The sequence below is a fragment of the Salinimicrobium sediminilitoris genome (assembly GCF_020866905.1).
GTDB classification, from domain to species: Bacteria; Bacteroidota; Bacteroidia; order Flavobacteriales; family Flavobacteriaceae; genus Salinimicrobium; species Salinimicrobium sediminilitoris.
Map to the genome: position 1 here is coordinate 337,399 of NZ_JAIVCC010000005.1, position 14,988 is coordinate 352,386.

Sequence of the window (14,988 nt, forward strand, 5' to 3'; positions counted from 1 at the left end):
CGCATGTTTAAACATTTCATTTCTCTACAGTGGAAAGCCTTTTTCCGGTCGGCCTCTTTTGGCAAGAGCCTTGGGTTGAAGATTTTTATGGCTTTTATTGCCATTTATTTTGCTTTGGTCTTCTTAATTCTTGGAATTGGTCTTTACCCCTTACTAAAGGAGGCATTTCCGGAAGAGGAGCCGTTACAGATCGTGAACCGGTTTTTGCTGGTCTATCTTGCTCTGGAATTGATGATGCGATCCGCGTTACAATCCCTTCCGGTCATGACGGTCAAGCCACTATTGGCGCTACCTGTTTCTAAAGGAAAAGTGGTGAATTACGTGCTGTTGAGGTCACTATTTTCCTTTTTCAACTTTTTACCACTCTTGCTCTTTGTGCCTTTTGCGGTTTTCACATGGCATAAAACCGGGCTGCCGGTGCTTTCCATAATTGGATGGATTGTTGCTGTTATCGGGCTGATTTTAAGTATCAACTACATTAACTTTTTACTGAAAAAGAAGTTTGCAGATGATATAAAGGCCATACTACCTTATATGGTAATTGCGCTTATTTTTTATGGGCTGGAAAGATTTGAAATCTTTAGTATTACCGAATTTTTTGGCGCCGGATTAAATTACGTCCTCGAAATGCCTTTTTTGGCACTTCTGCCTTTACTTCTTGCTTTCGCCCTCTTCAAGTGGAATCAAGCCATGTTAAAGAGCAGGTTCTATTTGGATGAATCTCTCAAAGGAAAAGTTACCGAAGCTAAATCCCAGGATTTTGAATGGCTGCGAAGATTTGGAGGGATCGCACCCTTTCTTCAGCTCGATCTTAAATTAATATGGCGTAACAAGCGTCCAAAGACCCTTATTTTTCTTTCCCTTTTTTTTATGGCCTATGGGTTTATATTTTATACCAATGATACTTATCAGGAAATGCCTGCAGTTTTGGTTTTTGTAGGAATCTTTATGACCGGCATCTTTATGATTAATTTCGGGCAGTTCATTCCTGCCTGGGATTCATCGTACTACTCGATGATGATGGCGCAGAATATTCCGTTGAAGCAGTACCTTAATTCCAAGGCAGCTTTGGTCACATTTAGCATAGTTATTATCACTATCCTTACTACGCCTTATGTATATTTTGGTTACGATATTCTGCTGATCAACATTGTGTGTGCCTTATACAATATAGGGATCAATGTGCCGGTACTTTTATTTTCCGGTTCATTTAACAGAAAACGGATTGATCTGGAAAAAAGCCCTTTTATGAACTATCAGGGCACAGGAGCAGCACAATGGCTGGTGGGGCTTCCCCTTTTGATCATTCCAATTTTGATCTTCTGGCTGCTCAACAAGTTTTTTTCCTTTGAAGTTGCGGTGACTACCCTAGCTGCTTTAGGCTTTCTCGGAATAATTTTTAGAAACCAGATCTTTAACGCAATAGTCCAGTCCTATAAAAAAAATAAATATGCCATGATCAATGGCTTTAAACAAACAGGAGAATAAGATGATTACAGTTACTAACCTTTCGAAAGTTTATAATGGTACCTCTGTACTAAATATTGAACATCTTGAAATACCCCGCGGTCAGAGTTTTGGTCTTGTGGGAAATAATGGTGCAGGAAAAACGACATTTTTCAGCCTTCTGCTGGACCTCATTCAACCTAGTACTGGCAATGTTTTCAATAATGAAATTACGGTAAGTCAAAGCGAAAACTGGAAACCTTTTACTTCTTCATTTATTGATGAAAGTTTTCTAATTGGATACCTAACCCCCGAAGAATACTTCAATTTTGTAGGAGAACTTCGAAACCGAAACAAGGCCGATGTTTCTACTTTCCTTCAGAATTTTGATGAGTTCTTTAACGGGGAAGTCCTTGGGAGAAAAAAGTATCTGCGGGACCTTTCAAAAGGAAACCAGAAGAAGGTAGGTATAGTAGCTGCATTGATAGGTGATCCTGAAGTCGTGATCCTTGATGAGCCGTTTGCCAATCTTGATCCCAGCACACAAATTAGGCTCAAAGCTTTGATTAAGGAGCTTACTTCAAATTCAGAAATGACTATTTTGATCTCCAGTCATGACCTTATTCATGTAACTGAAGTCTGCGAAAGAATTGTGGTGCTTGATAAAGGACATGTAGTGAATGATATAAAAACTTCTGAAGCTACACTTAAAGAACTGGAGCAGTATTTTGCAGGGGGATACGCTAAAGAGGTAGGCTAAATGATAATAAGGATCTGGCACGGCTATACAACACCTGAAAATGCAGAGGCATACGAGCAGTTGCTGAAATCCAAAATATTTAAAGATATTGAGGCAAAAACGGGTGAGGGGTTCGAAAGCGTGGAGCTCCTAAAAAGGCACCTTAATGAAGGCGAGGTTGAATTTACTACTATGATGAGGTTCAAAGATCTCGATACCATAAGGAAATTTACTGGAGAGGATCATGAAACAGCATATGTACCCGAAGAGGCAAGGAAACTTCTGGTTCGTTTCAACCAAAAAGTGGCACATTTAGAGCTCCGTTATGTCGCCAAAAAATAGTATATTCCTTTAACGTTTTATGGCTTACTGAAAATTTTCGGGTCCTACTATTCTAAATATTTCCACAGCTGTCTCGAGCTAAAGTTGGTGAAGTAAAACAGTCCGGACCGATTTGCAAAGTCTGATTGAAATAAAAATAAGTCTACCTGTCTTGGATGATTAAATCGTTTTTTTAACTGCCATGAATCACCGCCATCACTCGACTTATAAACAGTAGTGTAGGGAAGCTTATCATTTGTCGAAGTGTGAAGGAAAAGGAGAATACTCTGTGCATCCAGTACCTTTATTTGTGCGTTGTAGAAATAACCGTCCGTATAGGGAATGGGAGTGGCAGATTCACTCCAGGTTAGACCTGAGTCTATAGTTTTATATAATTTTTTATTCCTTGGGAGCAAGAAATACCCGGTGCTGCTTTTGAATTGTGGACCTACAGGTTCTGAAAGAAGTCTTTCAGAGATGTTAAACGTGAAATTCTTTGGGTTCATACTTATAAACGCATATTCGTAGTCTGATGAAGAAGCCCCCGGATTCAAAATTACTTTTCCATGAATGTTACCTTGAGAAGTAAGCTTGAGATCAAAAATATTTCTTTCCTGCTTAGGATATGCCTCCAACCCTTCAAAAAGCTCCACGGCTTTTTTTAATTCATTGTTTTGTTTTATAAATATTCCATTTTGGGTGAAAATGAAGATTTGTTTTTCAGGAGTAATTAAAATATTATCAGGGTTCATAGAAAGGTAATCCAGGTCGCGGGTATTAAAACTGTTAAGAAAACTGTAGGAAGGGCTGGAGGAAGATTTGTAGTATATTTCATACAATTTAAAATCAGTACTCTTTGCATACCAGGAATCAGCATTCTCTAGAACGTTAAAAAATTGTACATTACTGCTTATCTTCTGAGTTTCATAAAAACCATTTTTAAACAGATGGAGGTTTCTTGTAGGAAGATCTACTCTAGTTGTCCCAAGTGCTTCCTCATCATTAAGCACCTTCAGACCCATAATTTCTTGTAAGTCAAAGGGGTAATCTTCAAATAAAGGAATGAAGCCTATTAACCGAAGAGGAATTTCCTGTGTGCCTATCTGCATAACATAGGATTCCGCATATAACTGTGGAAGGACAAATTGAATTTCGGTATCGCTGTGAAAGGTAAAAAACTTATGATGTAAAAGTTCACCTGGTTTATTATATATAGTAGCGCCGGAAACATTATATTCAGTGCTAAAGATGCGCACTGTCTCAACCTGTAGAAGATTAGTACCCGTAATTGTTATAAGGTCACCAATTTCTGCCGTGTAGGATTGGGTAATAAGTGATGGAACATTCTTTTCGTCGGGAGAACAGGAAACAATTAAGGAACAGAACAGAATAAAGAAATATTTTTTCATGTGAGAAAAATTTACAACGTGTAATATTAGGATTTAATCTTTATTTAACAAAAAATTAAGACTGAAATATACTTTAATGTAACCGTTGTTCTCTTCATCTGTAGGCTTACAGAAAAATGACTATTTTTACCCACTCACAAAAATATTTAGGGCACATTTAAGTTATTGCTAATAAGAAGGATCTGTTGATTTGAAACTATCTATAAAGGTTATTGCCATTTTGTTCCTGTTGATCTCTATCACAGGTTGCTCGAGGAAAAAGAACACCTTTCTCAACCGCAACTGGCATGCCGTTACAGCCGAATATAACACACTCTACAACGGGAATTTAGCTCTTGATCTGGGAATTGAAGCTCTTAATGAAAGCTACCTTGACAATTATTGGGGAATACTTCCGGTGGAACGTATGGCGATCAAAGAAGAGGTATTGGCTCCCGGTGAAAACATCAACCCTAATTTTCTTGTAGCCGAAGAAAAAGCGGTAAAGGCAATTCAGCGGCACTCCATGTTGATTGAAGGATCCGAAACGAATCCGCAGATTGATGAGGCGTATTTGTTGTTAGGAAAGGCGAGATATTATGATCAGCGTTTTGTTCCTGCCCTGGAAGCTTTTAATTACATCCTTCATAAGTATCCGCTAAGCAATACCATTAACGAGGCCAGGATATGGAGGGAAAAGACCAATATGCGTCTAGAATTTGACCAACTGGCTATCAAAAATCTGAAAAAGATCCTGGAAAGTGAGCGACTGGACGAGGATGACAGGGCAGAGGCTTCGGCCATACTCGCACAGGCTTACCTGAATATTAATGCTCCCGATACTGCTGTGGCACACATCAAACGTGCGGCCGAATTAACAGATGAAAAAAATAAAGAAGGCCGTTACTGGTATATCACCGGCCAACTTTATGATGTTTTGGGAAAACCGGATAGTGCTTCTTATGCTTTTGACCGGGTGATCGATCTTAATAGAAAGATCCCACGCATTTACCTGGTGAATGCAATGATAAGGCAAATAGAATATTTGAATGTCACCGCAAAAGAGAAGGCTCTTGTTCTCGAGCAGCTAAATGCTCTTGCAGAAGACAGGGAAAACAGGCCGTACCTTGATAAAATATATTTTCAGCTTGCTGAGTTCCATTATCAACAGGATTCCTCAGAACTCGCTATAGTTTACTACAATCGTTCACTTCGAACACCTTCCAATAATACTTACCTGCAGTCCCTGGATTATCAAACTCTGGGAAATATCAATTTTGATGCTGCCCGTTACGAAGTAGCCGGGGCATACTTTGACAGCACTCTTTCGAAATTGTCTGAAAATTTACGGGAATACAGGCTCATAAAGAGAAAGCGGGATAATCTGGATGATGTCATCTACTACGAAAAAATGGCCCAAAAAGCCGATAGTATTCTCTACCTCGCGTCTTTGTCTGAAGAGGGGCAACAGGAATTTTTTAATGACTACACTACAAAACTGAGGGAGCAGGCAAAAAGCGAAGCCGAACGTCCTGCACAACAGCAGGAAGCGCAGAATTTCTTTGAAAATAAACGTCCTGCCATGCCCGGGATACCAAATCCCGGTTCCTCTTTCTATTTCTATAATCCCACGGCTGTGGCGTATGGAAAGCAGGAGTTTTTCAGGTTGTGGGGTGACAGGGAACTTGCCGATAACTGGCGTACACGCCGCATTAGTGGAGGCGGCGAAGACCTGGTAACCGAAGGAGTGAATGAACTTATTGATAACGATCCAAAATTTGATCCTCAGTCATATATAAAAACTATTCCTACTGATGTAGCTGTGCTGGACAGTATAAAAGGGGATCTTAACTTTGCGAGTTATCAACTTGGATTGATCTACAGGGAGAAGTTTAATGAAAACGAACTGGCGGCTGAAAGGTTGGAATTTGTAATAGGGAATAAGCCCGAAGAGAGATTATTGCTGCCTGCGAAATACAATCTTTATAAAATTTATTCAGACCTTGGAATGACTGCCCGGGCACAATCTCTCAAAAATGACATTTTAGTGACCTATCCCGATTCCCGATATGCTGCTATTCTTTCAAACCCCGAGAGCTTATTAAGGGATGAGAATAATCCAACGGCTATCTATGAACAGTTGTATAGCAGTTATGAAAATCAGGAATATGAAAATGTTATTGCAGAGGTAGATCAATTAACCGGTCAATTTGCAGGAGATGAGATAGTGCCAAAACTGGAGCTTTTAAAAGCCATGGCAGAAGGAAGGTTATTCGGGTTTGAAGACTATAAAGCGAGCCTTAATTATGTTGCGCTTAATTACCCGCAATCTATTGAAGGTAAAAAAGCCCAGGAAATTATTAATCAGGCTTTACCTGCTATGTCGGGATCTAAATTTGTTCCGGATACTTCCGGCACTTCCTTTAAGTTGATTTTTCCTTTTGAAAAAGAAGAAAAGGAGGAAGCCATGGAGTTACAGGAGACACTTTTGAGTGCCATAGAGGAATTCGGTTATTCTTGGAAAGTTTCGCGGGATGTTTACAATAAGGCGCGGGATTTTGTAGTAGTTCATGGTTTTAATTCCGAAGCAGAGGTAAATACTTTTGCTCAAAGATTGACCGGGGACGATAAATATCCGATTGATAAAAAATCTTTTTATATTTCCACCCCAAACTACAGGATCGTGCAGATTCATAAAAACATTGAAACCTACTTAGATTCATTAAACACCCCCACGCAGTAATGTTTAAACAGGACAAGGCAAAATCAACAACAGAGAACAGCAAAGAACAAAATAAAATATCCCCCGGCACAAAGATCAAAGGAAACATTGAAGCCAAAGGTGGCTTTAGGATAGACGGTTGTGTAGAAGGAACCGTAAAAACCCCCGGAAAGGTGGTTATAGGAAAAGATGGATATGTGAAGGGAGAACTGGAATGCGAAAATGCCGACATCGAAGGGAAATTTTCCGGAAATCTTAAGATACAGGGAACATTGAGTCTTCGAAGTACAGCAGTAATTGAAGGGGAAGCCGTAGTTTCTAAATTGGCGGTAGAGCCTGGAGCAACTTTTAACGCCACCTGCACAATGCGGGGCGGGGTGAAAGCAATTCGCAATGAAAGAGGAGAAAAACAAAGACAAGAACAGTCAGCTTAAGAACTGGGCTGTATTTACCGGGATTGCTTTTCAAATGGGCGCCACGATCTTCATTTGCGCCTGGATTGGAAAAAAACTGGATGAAAGATATCCAATGGAAAAGAACTGGTTTACAATTGGTTTTGTTCTTTTTGGTTTAGTCGCTTCAGTCTACGTTGTTCTAAAACAACTCAAACGCTACAATAATTGAATCCAGTAATTTTTAAAGACCTGTTGAGGTTTACTTTTTTGCTTTTTCTGGTGGCCGGGATAAGTTATGGACTCCATTATGGATTTTTAACTTATTTTCAGAATGACCGCCCCATGGACCTGGTGAACTTTGCCTATAAATTCAATGTGGGCATTACGCTGCTGTTCACCTCCACTATTATTTTGGCCAGTGAACATCTTAAAGAACAGTTAGGATTTATCTTTTTAATTAGCGGGATGGTAAAACTGGGTATCTTCTTTTACCTCATAAAAACATCAGACTTTGTTTTGGACAAATCTGTCTTTTTGCATTTTTTTGTTCCTTACGCACTGTGCATCGTGGTGGAAATTGTCTTCATTGCTAAAATTCTTAATCGCACTAACTTCTCGAATGACAAGTAATTACGCTTCTTTCGCCGGAAAAAAACTAATAGTGTACATAGGCTGCTTTTTTTTATATAATTATGTACATTTGCAGCCGAATTAAAGGACTGTAATTTACCTGAAAATGCAAAAGGAAAACGTTGCGAAGTTTTTATTAGCCTGTCTTTTAATGTTTGTGAGTTTCAATTCACAGGCATTTGGTGTTAAAGAACCTCAGGAAGGAGAGGATGCAAAAGTTAACACCGAGGAAGAAATCGAGGCATACATTGATCATCACCTTGCCGACTCTTATTACGTAAATTTCTTTTCGGATGCGGAGACTGGAGCTCACTACGGCTTTCCACTGCCGGTTATCCTTTGGGATGACGGATTAAAAGTTTTTTCATCTGGTAAATTCCACCATGGTGAAGATATCGTTGAGGTGGACGGGCAGCATTACCGTTTGTACCACTCTCATATATATAAAACTAATGCCGAGGGAACCATTAATTATGATGAAGATGGTTTTCCCGCAAATGAAAGACCATGGGATTTTTCAATCACCAAGAATGTGCTTACAATGATGCTTGTGAGTCTTTTAATGCTCATTCTTTTCACAAGTCTGGCGAATACATATAAGAAGAGAGCAATCCCAAAGAAATTTGGACGTGTTCTTGAACCACTTGTTCTTTACGTGCGTGATGAAATTGCCAAGCCAAACATTGGGAAGAACTATAGAAAATATACCGGATTCCTATTAACAGTTTTCTTTTTTATTTGGATCCTTAACCTTTTAGGTATGACACCACTTGGTGTGAACGTGACAGGAAATATTGCGGTAACCTTCGCATTGGCCCTGGTAACTTTTATTATTGTTCAGTTCAGCGGAAATAAAGATTACTGGAAACACATTTTCTGGATGCCGGGAGTGCCTGTGCCTATGAAGATCATTCTGGCTCCTATTGAAGTGCTTGGAATGTTTACAAAGCCATTTGCACTTATGATACGTCTCTTCGCTAACATTACAGCGGGACACGTTATTATAATGACACTGCTTGGTTTTATTGTGATATTTCAAAATTGGATCGCAGGACCTGCGTTCTTTGGATTTACAATTTTTATTTCAATTATTGAATTACTGGTAGCTTTTCTACAGGCATATATCTTCACCCTGCTTAGTGCCCTTTACATAGGAATGGCGGTTGAGGAGCATGATCATGATCATCCTGCCGATAATGAAGATATTCCCGTATTATAGTATAAACGTTTTTAAGAGTAAGTTTAATTTTTAATAAGTAAGTATGGAAGCCTTAAATTTAGATTTGATTGGAGCTGGTTTAATTATTATTGGAGCCGGTTTTGGTCTTGGTAAGATTGGTAGCGCTGCAATGGAAGGAATTGCACGTCAGCCAGAAGCTGCCGGTAAAATCCAAACTGCAATGATTATCATCGCTGCACTTTTGGAAGGTGTTGCTTTTGCTGCTCTTTTCGCAGTATAATCAATCAGAAAGAACTTCAAGCTTTGCAGCGGTTGGCTGCAAGGCTTGATTTATTAAAAATTAAACATTAGAAGAAATAAATAGAATATGGAAAAGTTAGTCAACGATTTTTCTTTTGGATTGTTTTTCTGGCAGATCATTATCCTGGTCGTGCTTATCGCGTTACTTCGCAAATTTGCATGGAAACCCATTTTAGATGCCCTGAATTCAAGGGAACAGGGAATTCAGGATGCACTTGATTCGGCTGAAAAAGCTCGTAAAGAGATGCAAAACCTGCAGGCAGACAATGAGAAATTGTTACAGGAAGCGCGTTTGGAGCGTGACAACATGATCAAGGAAGCCAGACAGATCAAGGATAAAATGATTTCTGAAGCAAAAGAAGATGCACAGAAAGAAGGAGAGAAAATGATCCAGCAGGCAAAAGCTACTATTCAAACTGAAAAGAATGCCGCTCTTGCCGATATTAAAAATCAGGTAGCTACTTTGTCTGTACAAATAGCCGAGAAAGTGGTAAGAGAAGAGCTTTCAACCAAAGCGAAGCAGGAAAGACTGGTTGAAGATATGCTTGATGATGTTACCTTAAATTAATAAGATGCAGGGAAGCAGAGCAGCCGCAAGATATGCCAAAGCCCTTTTGAGCCTGGCAAAAGATAAGAACGTCGCTAAGGAGGTTAATGATGATATGACCACCATTAGTGAAACCATTGCAAATAGCAGTGATCTCAGGAATTTTCTCAAGAATCCTGTGATTAAAAATAACATGAAGAAAAGTGCCCTTTTAGAGATCTTTAGATCTGTGAATGGAGTTACTTCAGGATTGTTCGCAATTTTGATCGAGAATAACCGTCTTGATATTCTTCCACTGGTAGCAAAGAATTACAATCGTCTTTTTAATGAGATGAACGGGGTTCAGGTAGCCAGGGTAACAACGGCTATTCCTCTTACTCCTGCGTTGGAAGCTAAGATTCAGCAAAAAGTTAAGGAGTTGACAGGGAATGAGGCTAAAATCGAAAATATTATCGATGAGAGTATCATTGGGGGATTCATTTTAAGAGTTGGGGACATCCAGTATAATGGAAGTGTAAGCGCCCAGCTCACCAATTTGAAAAGAGAATTACTGAACAATACATACGTTACAAAAATTTAATGAAAACCGTTGCGCCATGGCGCAGCATTTTATTCTAAATAATTATGGCAGAAATTAATCCGGCTGAAGTATCAGCGATTTTAAAGAAACAGCTTTCCGGGTTTGAGGCTAAGGCTTCACTTGACGAAGTAGGTACTGTACTCAATATTGGGGATGGTATCGCTAACGTTTACGGACTGGCGAATGCGCAATACGGCGAGTTGGTGGAGTTTGAGGGTGGACTTGAAGGAATCGTACTTAACCTTGAAGAAGATAATGTTGGGGTTGTACTTTTAGGCCCTTACAAGCAGGTAAAAGAGGGAGCTACTGTTAAAAGGACCCAGAGAATTGCTTCTATCAATGTAGGTGAAGGAATCGTAGGACGTGTTGTTGATACTCTTGGAGCGCCAATTGATGGAAAAGGTCCTATTGAAGGAGAAACTTTCCAGATGCCACTTGAGCGTAAAGCACCGGGTGTAATTTACCGCCAACCTGTAACCGAGCCTCTTCAAACGGGGATTAAGTCTATCGATGCCATGGTTCCAATTGGACGTGGACAGAGAGAGCTTGTTATTGGTGACCGTCAAACCGGTAAGACTGCCGTGGTTATTGATACCATCCTTAACCAGAAAGAATTTTATGATGCAGGGGAACCTGTTTATTGTATATATGTAGCTATCGGGCAAAAAGCCTCTACAGTTGCTGGTATTGCTAAGACTCTTGAGGACAAGGGAGCTCTTGCCTATACTACTATTGTTGCTGCAAACGCATCTGACCCTGCTCCAATGCAGGTTTATGCACCATTTGCAGGCGCTGCGATAGGTGAGTACTTTAGAGATACTGGTCGTCCTGCATTGATCGTTTATGATGATCTTTCAAAACAGGCTGTTGCTTACCGTGAGGTATCTTTGCTTCTAAGACGTCCACCGGGACGTGAAGCATATCCTGGAGACGTTTTCTTCCTTCACTCAAGACTTCTTGAGCGTGCTGCAAAAATCATTAATGATGATGACATTGCTGCAAGTATGAACGATCTTCCAGACGTTCTTAAAGATAAAGTTAAAGGGGGAGGATCGCTTACAGCACTTCCGCTTATTGAAACTCAGGCGGGTGACGTTTCGGCTTATATCCCAACAAACGTGATCTCGATCACCGATGGTCAGATATTCCTTACTTCTGACTTATTTAACTCTGGTGTGCGTCCTGCAATTAACGTAGGTATCTCGGTATCGCGTGTTGGTGGTGCAGCTCAGATTAAATCCATGAAGAAAGTTGCGGGTACATTAAAACTTGACCAGGCGCAGTATCGTGAACTTGAAGCTTTTGCCAAGTTTGGATCAGATCTTGACCCTGCAACCCTCAACATCATTGAAAAAGGTAAGCGTAACGTGGAGATCCTTAAGCAGGCAGAGAACAACCCTTACCCTGTGGAGAACCAAATCGCCATCATCTATGCAGGTGCAAAGAACCTTTTAAGAAATGTTCCAGTAGACAGGATTAGAGAGTTTGAAAAAGAATACCTGGAATATCTTGATGCCAAGCACAGAGATGTACTTGATCAATTGAAAGCCGGTAAGCTTACAGATGAGATCACAGATACGCTTACACAGGTAGTAAAAGAGCTTTCAGCTAAATATAAAAAGTAGTATTGAGTATGGAGAAATGAGTTTTGAGAAATTCATTTCCTGTTTTCAAATTTGAATTAAAGTATTGAGATATTTAGATCTCACATCTAATATCTCAATACTCAATACTTAACAATAATGGCCAATTTAAAAGAATTACGAAGCAGGATCACCTCGGTTTCTTCAACCATGCAGATCACCAGTGCCATGAAAATGGTATCGGCTGCAAAGTTGAGCAAAGCTCAGGATGCCATTACTGCAATGAGACCTTATTCTGAAAAGCTTTCTGAATTACTACAGTCGCTTAGCGCCACTCTTGACAGTGAACAAAGCAGCAAGTATTCTGAACAGCGGGAGGTGAATAATGTCCTTATAGTATCAATTTCTTCCAATCGTGGATTGGCAGGTGCGTTTAACTCGAACATAGTTAAGGCATCGAAGTATGTTGTGAATCGTGATTACGAAAACAAAAATGTTGAATTCTTTACCATTGGTAAGAAGGCGAACGACATTCTAAAGAAGACTCACAAGATCTTTCGCAATGAAACTGAAATCTATGATGATCTTAGTTTTGAAAATGCAGAAGCTGTTGCGCAGAACCTTATGGAATTGTTTGTTGAGGGTAAATACGACAAAATAATTCTCGTTTACAATCAATTTGTAAATGCGGCTACTCAGAAAGTTCAGGTAGAACAGTTTTTGCCCATTGTGCCGGTTGAAAAAGATGAGAATGTTACTTTAGACTATATATTCGAACCTTCAAAAGAAGAGATCGTACTGGAATTAATTCCTAAATCTCTAAAAATGCAGGTTTATAAAGCGCTAAGAGACTCTTTCGCTTCTGAACACGGTGCGCGTATGACTGCCATGCATAAAGCTACAGATAACGCTACCGAACTTAGGGATTCCCTTAAACTATCCTACAATAAAGCACGACAGGCTTCCATTACCAATGAGATCCTTGAGATCGTAGGTGGAGCTGAAGCTTTAAATAAATAGAATAATTATACAGCTGAATTTCAGCTTTTTACAACTCCATGTCGACAGGCATGGAGTTTTTTGTTTTTAATTGGTACTAAAATTGAAGTACTATTGCCTGAACAGTAAACAATTCGCACCATGAAACCTTTTTACCTTTCCTTTTCAGCCCTTTTAGTCATCTTCAGCTTTAGCAATTGTGCCAACGGGAAACACCTTCAGGAAGAGCCGCCTAAGGATGTTGAACAGGCTTACTACACTACCTGGACAGGAGGTGTAAAAGCGGCAGGATCCGGGTTTAATCTGTTTATTCCTGTATCTGCAGATGCAGAGATCAAGATGGATACGGTTTACTTCCGCGGAAGGAAAGGGATACTTCAAAAAGAGGAAAATACACCCAATCTTTATGTCGCACGGTTTAAAGATCCGGGTGAAAAAAAGGATCTGGTAATGCACAGGGATCCAAAAATGGAATATGGAAATGAAATTCCTGTAAGGATTGAAAAAATTCCCTTTGAACTTGCCGAAGGGGAAGCTGTAGTGCGATATACCAGGAATGGAAAAGAGAAATACTTCAGGATAAAAGATATTGAGAAAATGGATTCGGAAGAAGTGCGGCTAAAAAACCCTAAAAACATTCGGCATTAATAGTACATTTGTGAGGAATTCACAAGCAGGAACTATTGGCGCTTTTTCAGAAGCTATTTAAACAAACCTTTATTTACGGTGTTGCCACAGTGGTGCCAAGGATGTTGTCCTTCCTGTTGCTGCCGCTCTACTCCGCCTATCTGCCGCCCGAAGGGTTTGGGGAAGTTGCTATAGTTTTTTCATGGATGGCGGTTTTTAACGTACTGCTGGCCTATGGGATGGAAACCTCATTTTTCCGCTTTTTTCATCAGGAGAATTTCAGGAAGGAGGTAACCGCAACTTCTGCTGTTTCATTAATAGGTTCCACCATTATTTTTCTTGTCTTAGGCTTGACTTTTATGGATGACATTGCGTCTGCAACATCCATAGCATCACATTACGTGTTATACGTTATCCTAATTCTTGTTTTTGATGCGCTTGCAACCATTCCATTTGCCTGGTTGCGCGCAAAAGAAAAGCCCATGGTCTTCGCTGCCATCAAGATTGGGAATGTCGCAGTTAACCTTGGTCTTAATATATTTTTCATTGTTTATCTTCCGGAATTGGCATCCAAAAATGCTCTTTTTGAGAGCTTATACATACCAAATTTTGAGATTGCCTATATTCTCATAGCTAATCTGGTTGCCAGCGGTCTTACGCTCCTTGTGATGCTGCCATTCTACATTAAGCTTCCTTACACCTTTGACCGGGAACTCTGGAAAAGGATGTTGGTTTATGGTACACCAATCCTAATTGCCGGAATTGGTTTTGTAATAAATGAAGTATTTGATAAGATCCTGTTAGGTTGGCTCCTGCCGCAGGATATTGCAAAATCTGAAGTTGGGGCCTATGCGGCCTGTTATCGTCTGGCGCTGTTTATGACATTATTTGCCACAGCTTTCAGGCTTGGGATCGAACCTTTTTTCTTCAGTCACGCTAAGGAGAAGAATGCCACTGCTACCTATGCAATGATCACGAAATATTTTGTCATCTTTGGTGCCCTTATCCTGGTTCTTGTTACTATTTTTTCCGATTTGCTTAAGCTGCTGCTCATTCGGGACTCTTCTTATTGGGAGGCCATGGTGGTGGTGCCAATGATCCTGATAGCAAATTTTTTCCTGGGCATTTATCATAATCTTTCAGTCTGGTATAAGGTAAGTGACCGCACAAAATTCGCCGGTTACATCTCTCTTTTTGGAGCCGCAGTCACCTTAATACTTAACTTCTGGCTTATCCCTTATTACAGCTATGTGGGCTCGGCTATTGCGACAATGGCCGCTTATGGCAGTATGATGTTGCTTTCCTATTACTTCGGAAGGAAATACTATCCCATTCCCTATGACCTTAAGCGTATAGGAGGCTACCTCCTGGTTTCGATCAGCTTTTCTGTGGTCTATTTCTATGTTTTTAGAAATAATTATTACATCGGGAGTATATTAATTCTTATCTTTTTTGCCCTTATTTATTACGCCGAAAAAGATCAGTTAAAACAGCTTTTGAAGAAGGCATAATCCTGCTTCTTCTGAAGAAA

At 39.9% G+C, this 14,988-nt stretch carries 16 protein-coding genes; 15 read left to right on the plus strand and 1 reads right to left on the minus strand.

Features of this window, described 5'->3' with window-relative positions:
• The first annotated feature begins 3 nt into the window (after nt 1-3).
• Genes LA313_RS06625 through LA313_RS06635 form a run of 3 tightly spaced genes read left to right on the plus strand, consistent with a single transcriptional unit; the run spans nt 4 to nt 2,527 of the window.
• Entirely contained in the window at nt 4-1,488 is a 1,485-nt protein-coding gene (locus tag LA313_RS06625; protein WP_228913893.1) for a DUF5687 family protein, read from the plus strand.
• A gap of 1 nt (nt 1,489) precedes the next feature.
• Nucleotides 1,490-2,206, plus strand: a complete 717-nt coding sequence (locus LA313_RS06630) for an ABC transporter ATP-binding protein (RefSeq protein ID WP_228914451.1) — start codon at nt 1,490-1,492, stop codon at nt 2,204-2,206.
• Nucleotides 2,207-2,527, plus strand: coding sequence for a hypothetical protein (locus tag LA313_RS06635; protein WP_228913894.1), 321 nt, complete (start codon nt 2,207-2,209; stop codon nt 2,525-2,527). It abuts the gene before it with no gap.
• A gap of 47 nt (nt 2,528-2,574) precedes the next feature.
• Here the strand turns inward: LA313_RS06635 and LA313_RS06640 are convergent, their stop codons facing one another.
• Complete coding sequence (locus LA313_RS06640) at nt 2,575-3,915, minus strand: IPT/TIG domain-containing protein (RefSeq protein WP_228913895.1); 1,341 nt, start codon at nt 3,913-3,915, stop codon at nt 2,575-2,577.
• A 190-nt stretch (nt 3,916-4,105) separates the two neighbouring features.
• On the opposite strand from LA313_RS06640, the gene porW reads away from it, so the two are divergent.
• The 12 genes from porW (at nt 4,106) to LA313_RS06700 (ending at nt 14,968) form a co-directional block, all read left to right on the plus strand.
• Nucleotides 4,106-6,637, plus strand: coding sequence for a type IX secretion system periplasmic lipoprotein PorW/SprE (gene porW / locus LA313_RS06645; protein ID WP_228913896.1), 2,532 nt, complete (start codon nt 4,106-4,108; stop codon nt 6,635-6,637).
• Nucleotides 6,637-7,050, plus strand: a complete 414-nt coding sequence (locus tag LA313_RS06650) for a bactofilin family protein (protein ID WP_228913897.1) — start codon at nt 6,637-6,639, stop codon at nt 7,048-7,050. The genes porW and LA313_RS06650 overlap by 1 nt, the downstream gene beginning before the upstream one ends.
• Nucleotides 7,010-7,240, plus strand: coding sequence for an AtpZ/AtpI family protein (locus LA313_RS06655; protein ID WP_228913898.1), 231 nt, complete (start codon nt 7,010-7,012; stop codon nt 7,238-7,240). Before LA313_RS06650 ends, LA313_RS06655 begins: the two co-directional genes overlap by 41 nt.
• Nucleotides 7,237-7,641: a DUF6168 family protein gene (locus LA313_RS06660; RefSeq protein ID WP_228913899.1), complete on the plus strand. Its 405-nt coding sequence runs from the start codon at nt 7,237-7,239 to the stop codon at nt 7,639-7,641. Before LA313_RS06655 ends, LA313_RS06660 begins: the two co-directional genes overlap by 4 nt.
• Before the next feature lie 106 nt (nt 7,642-7,747).
• Complete coding sequence (atpB, locus tag LA313_RS06665; protein ID WP_228913900.1) at nt 7,748-8,860, plus strand: F0F1 ATP synthase subunit A; 1,113 nt, start codon at nt 7,748-7,750, stop codon at nt 8,858-8,860.
• Nucleotides 8,861-8,903: 43 nt separating this feature from the next.
• Complete coding sequence (atpE, locus tag LA313_RS06670; protein WP_029036344.1) at nt 8,904-9,101, plus strand: ATP synthase F0 subunit C; 198 nt, start codon at nt 8,904-8,906, stop codon at nt 9,099-9,101.
• Nucleotides 9,102-9,188: 87 nt separating this feature from the next.
• Nucleotides 9,189-9,689 carry a F0F1 ATP synthase subunit B gene (locus LA313_RS06675; protein WP_228913901.1) on the plus strand — a complete coding sequence of 167 codons (501 nt, stop codon included), beginning with the start codon at nt 9,189-9,191 and terminating at the stop codon, nt 9,687-9,689.
• 4 nt (nt 9,690-9,693) lie between these two features.
• Nucleotides 9,694-10,248 carry an ATP synthase F1 subunit delta gene (atpH, locus tag LA313_RS06680; protein ID WP_228913902.1) on the plus strand — a complete coding sequence of 185 codons (555 nt, stop codon included), beginning with the start codon at nt 9,694-9,696 and terminating at the stop codon, nt 10,246-10,248.
• 44 nt (nt 10,249-10,292) lie between these two features.
• Complete coding sequence (gene atpA / locus LA313_RS06685; RefSeq protein WP_228913903.1) at nt 10,293-11,873, plus strand: F0F1 ATP synthase subunit alpha; 1,581 nt, start codon at nt 10,293-10,295, stop codon at nt 11,871-11,873.
• 117 nt (nt 11,874-11,990) lie between these two features.
• Nucleotides 11,991-12,851 carry an ATP synthase F1 subunit gamma gene (atpG, locus tag LA313_RS06690; RefSeq protein ID WP_228913904.1) on the plus strand — a complete coding sequence of 287 codons (861 nt, stop codon included), beginning with the start codon at nt 11,991-11,993 and terminating at the stop codon, nt 12,849-12,851.
• A gap of 120 nt (nt 12,852-12,971) precedes the next feature.
• Entirely contained in the window at nt 12,972-13,478 is a 507-nt protein-coding gene (locus LA313_RS06695; protein WP_228913905.1) for a hypothetical protein, read from the plus strand.
• A gap of 35 nt (nt 13,479-13,513) precedes the next feature.
• The gene (locus LA313_RS06700) at nt 13,514-14,968 is read left to right on the plus strand and encodes an oligosaccharide flippase family protein (protein WP_228913906.1); all 1,455 of its coding nucleotides are present in this window, start codon (nt 13,514-13,516) and stop codon (nt 14,966-14,968) included.
• Nucleotides 14,969-14,988 lie beyond the last annotated feature (20 nt).

Excerpts from the sequence above, each read along its gene's own strand:
- LA313_RS06625 (WP_228913893.1), top strand. The coding sequence starts at position 4 with ATGTTTAAACATTTCATTTCTCTACAGTGGAAAGCCTTTTTCCGGTCG.
- LA313_RS06630 (WP_228914451.1), top strand. The coding sequence starts at position 1,490 with ATGATTACAGTTACTAACCTTTCGAAAGTTTATAATGGTACCTCTGTA.
- LA313_RS06635 (WP_228913894.1), top strand. The coding sequence starts at position 2,207 with ATGATAATAAGGATCTGGCACGGCTATACAACACCTGAAAATGCAGAG.
- LA313_RS06640 (WP_228913895.1), bottom strand. The coding sequence starts at position 3,915 with ATGAAAAAATATTTCTTTATTCTGTTCTGTTCCTTAATTGTTTCCTGT.
- LA313_RS06650 (WP_228913897.1), top strand. The coding sequence starts at position 6,637 with ATGTTTAAACAGGACAAGGCAAAATCAACAACAGAGAACAGCAAAGAA.
- LA313_RS06655 (WP_228913898.1), top strand. The coding sequence starts at position 7,010 with ATGAAAGAGGAGAAAAACAAAGACAAGAACAGTCAGCTTAAGAACTGG.
- atpB (WP_228913900.1), top strand. The coding sequence starts at position 7,748 with ATGCAAAAGGAAAACGTTGCGAAGTTTTTATTAGCCTGTCTTTTAATG.
- atpE (WP_029036344.1), top strand. The coding sequence starts at position 8,904 with ATGGAAGCCTTAAATTTAGATTTGATTGGAGCTGGTTTAATTATTATT.
- LA313_RS06675 (WP_228913901.1), top strand. The coding sequence starts at position 9,189 with ATGGAAAAGTTAGTCAACGATTTTTCTTTTGGATTGTTTTTCTGGCAG.
- atpH (WP_228913902.1), top strand. The coding sequence starts at position 9,694 with ATGCAGGGAAGCAGAGCAGCCGCAAGATATGCCAAAGCCCTTTTGAGC.
- atpA (WP_228913903.1), top strand. The coding sequence starts at position 10,293 with ATGGCAGAAATTAATCCGGCTGAAGTATCAGCGATTTTAAAGAAACAG.
- atpG (WP_228913904.1), top strand. The coding sequence starts at position 11,991 with ATGGCCAATTTAAAAGAATTACGAAGCAGGATCACCTCGGTTTCTTCA.
- LA313_RS06695 (WP_228913905.1), top strand. The coding sequence starts at position 12,972 with ATGAAACCTTTTTACCTTTCCTTTTCAGCCCTTTTAGTCATCTTCAGC.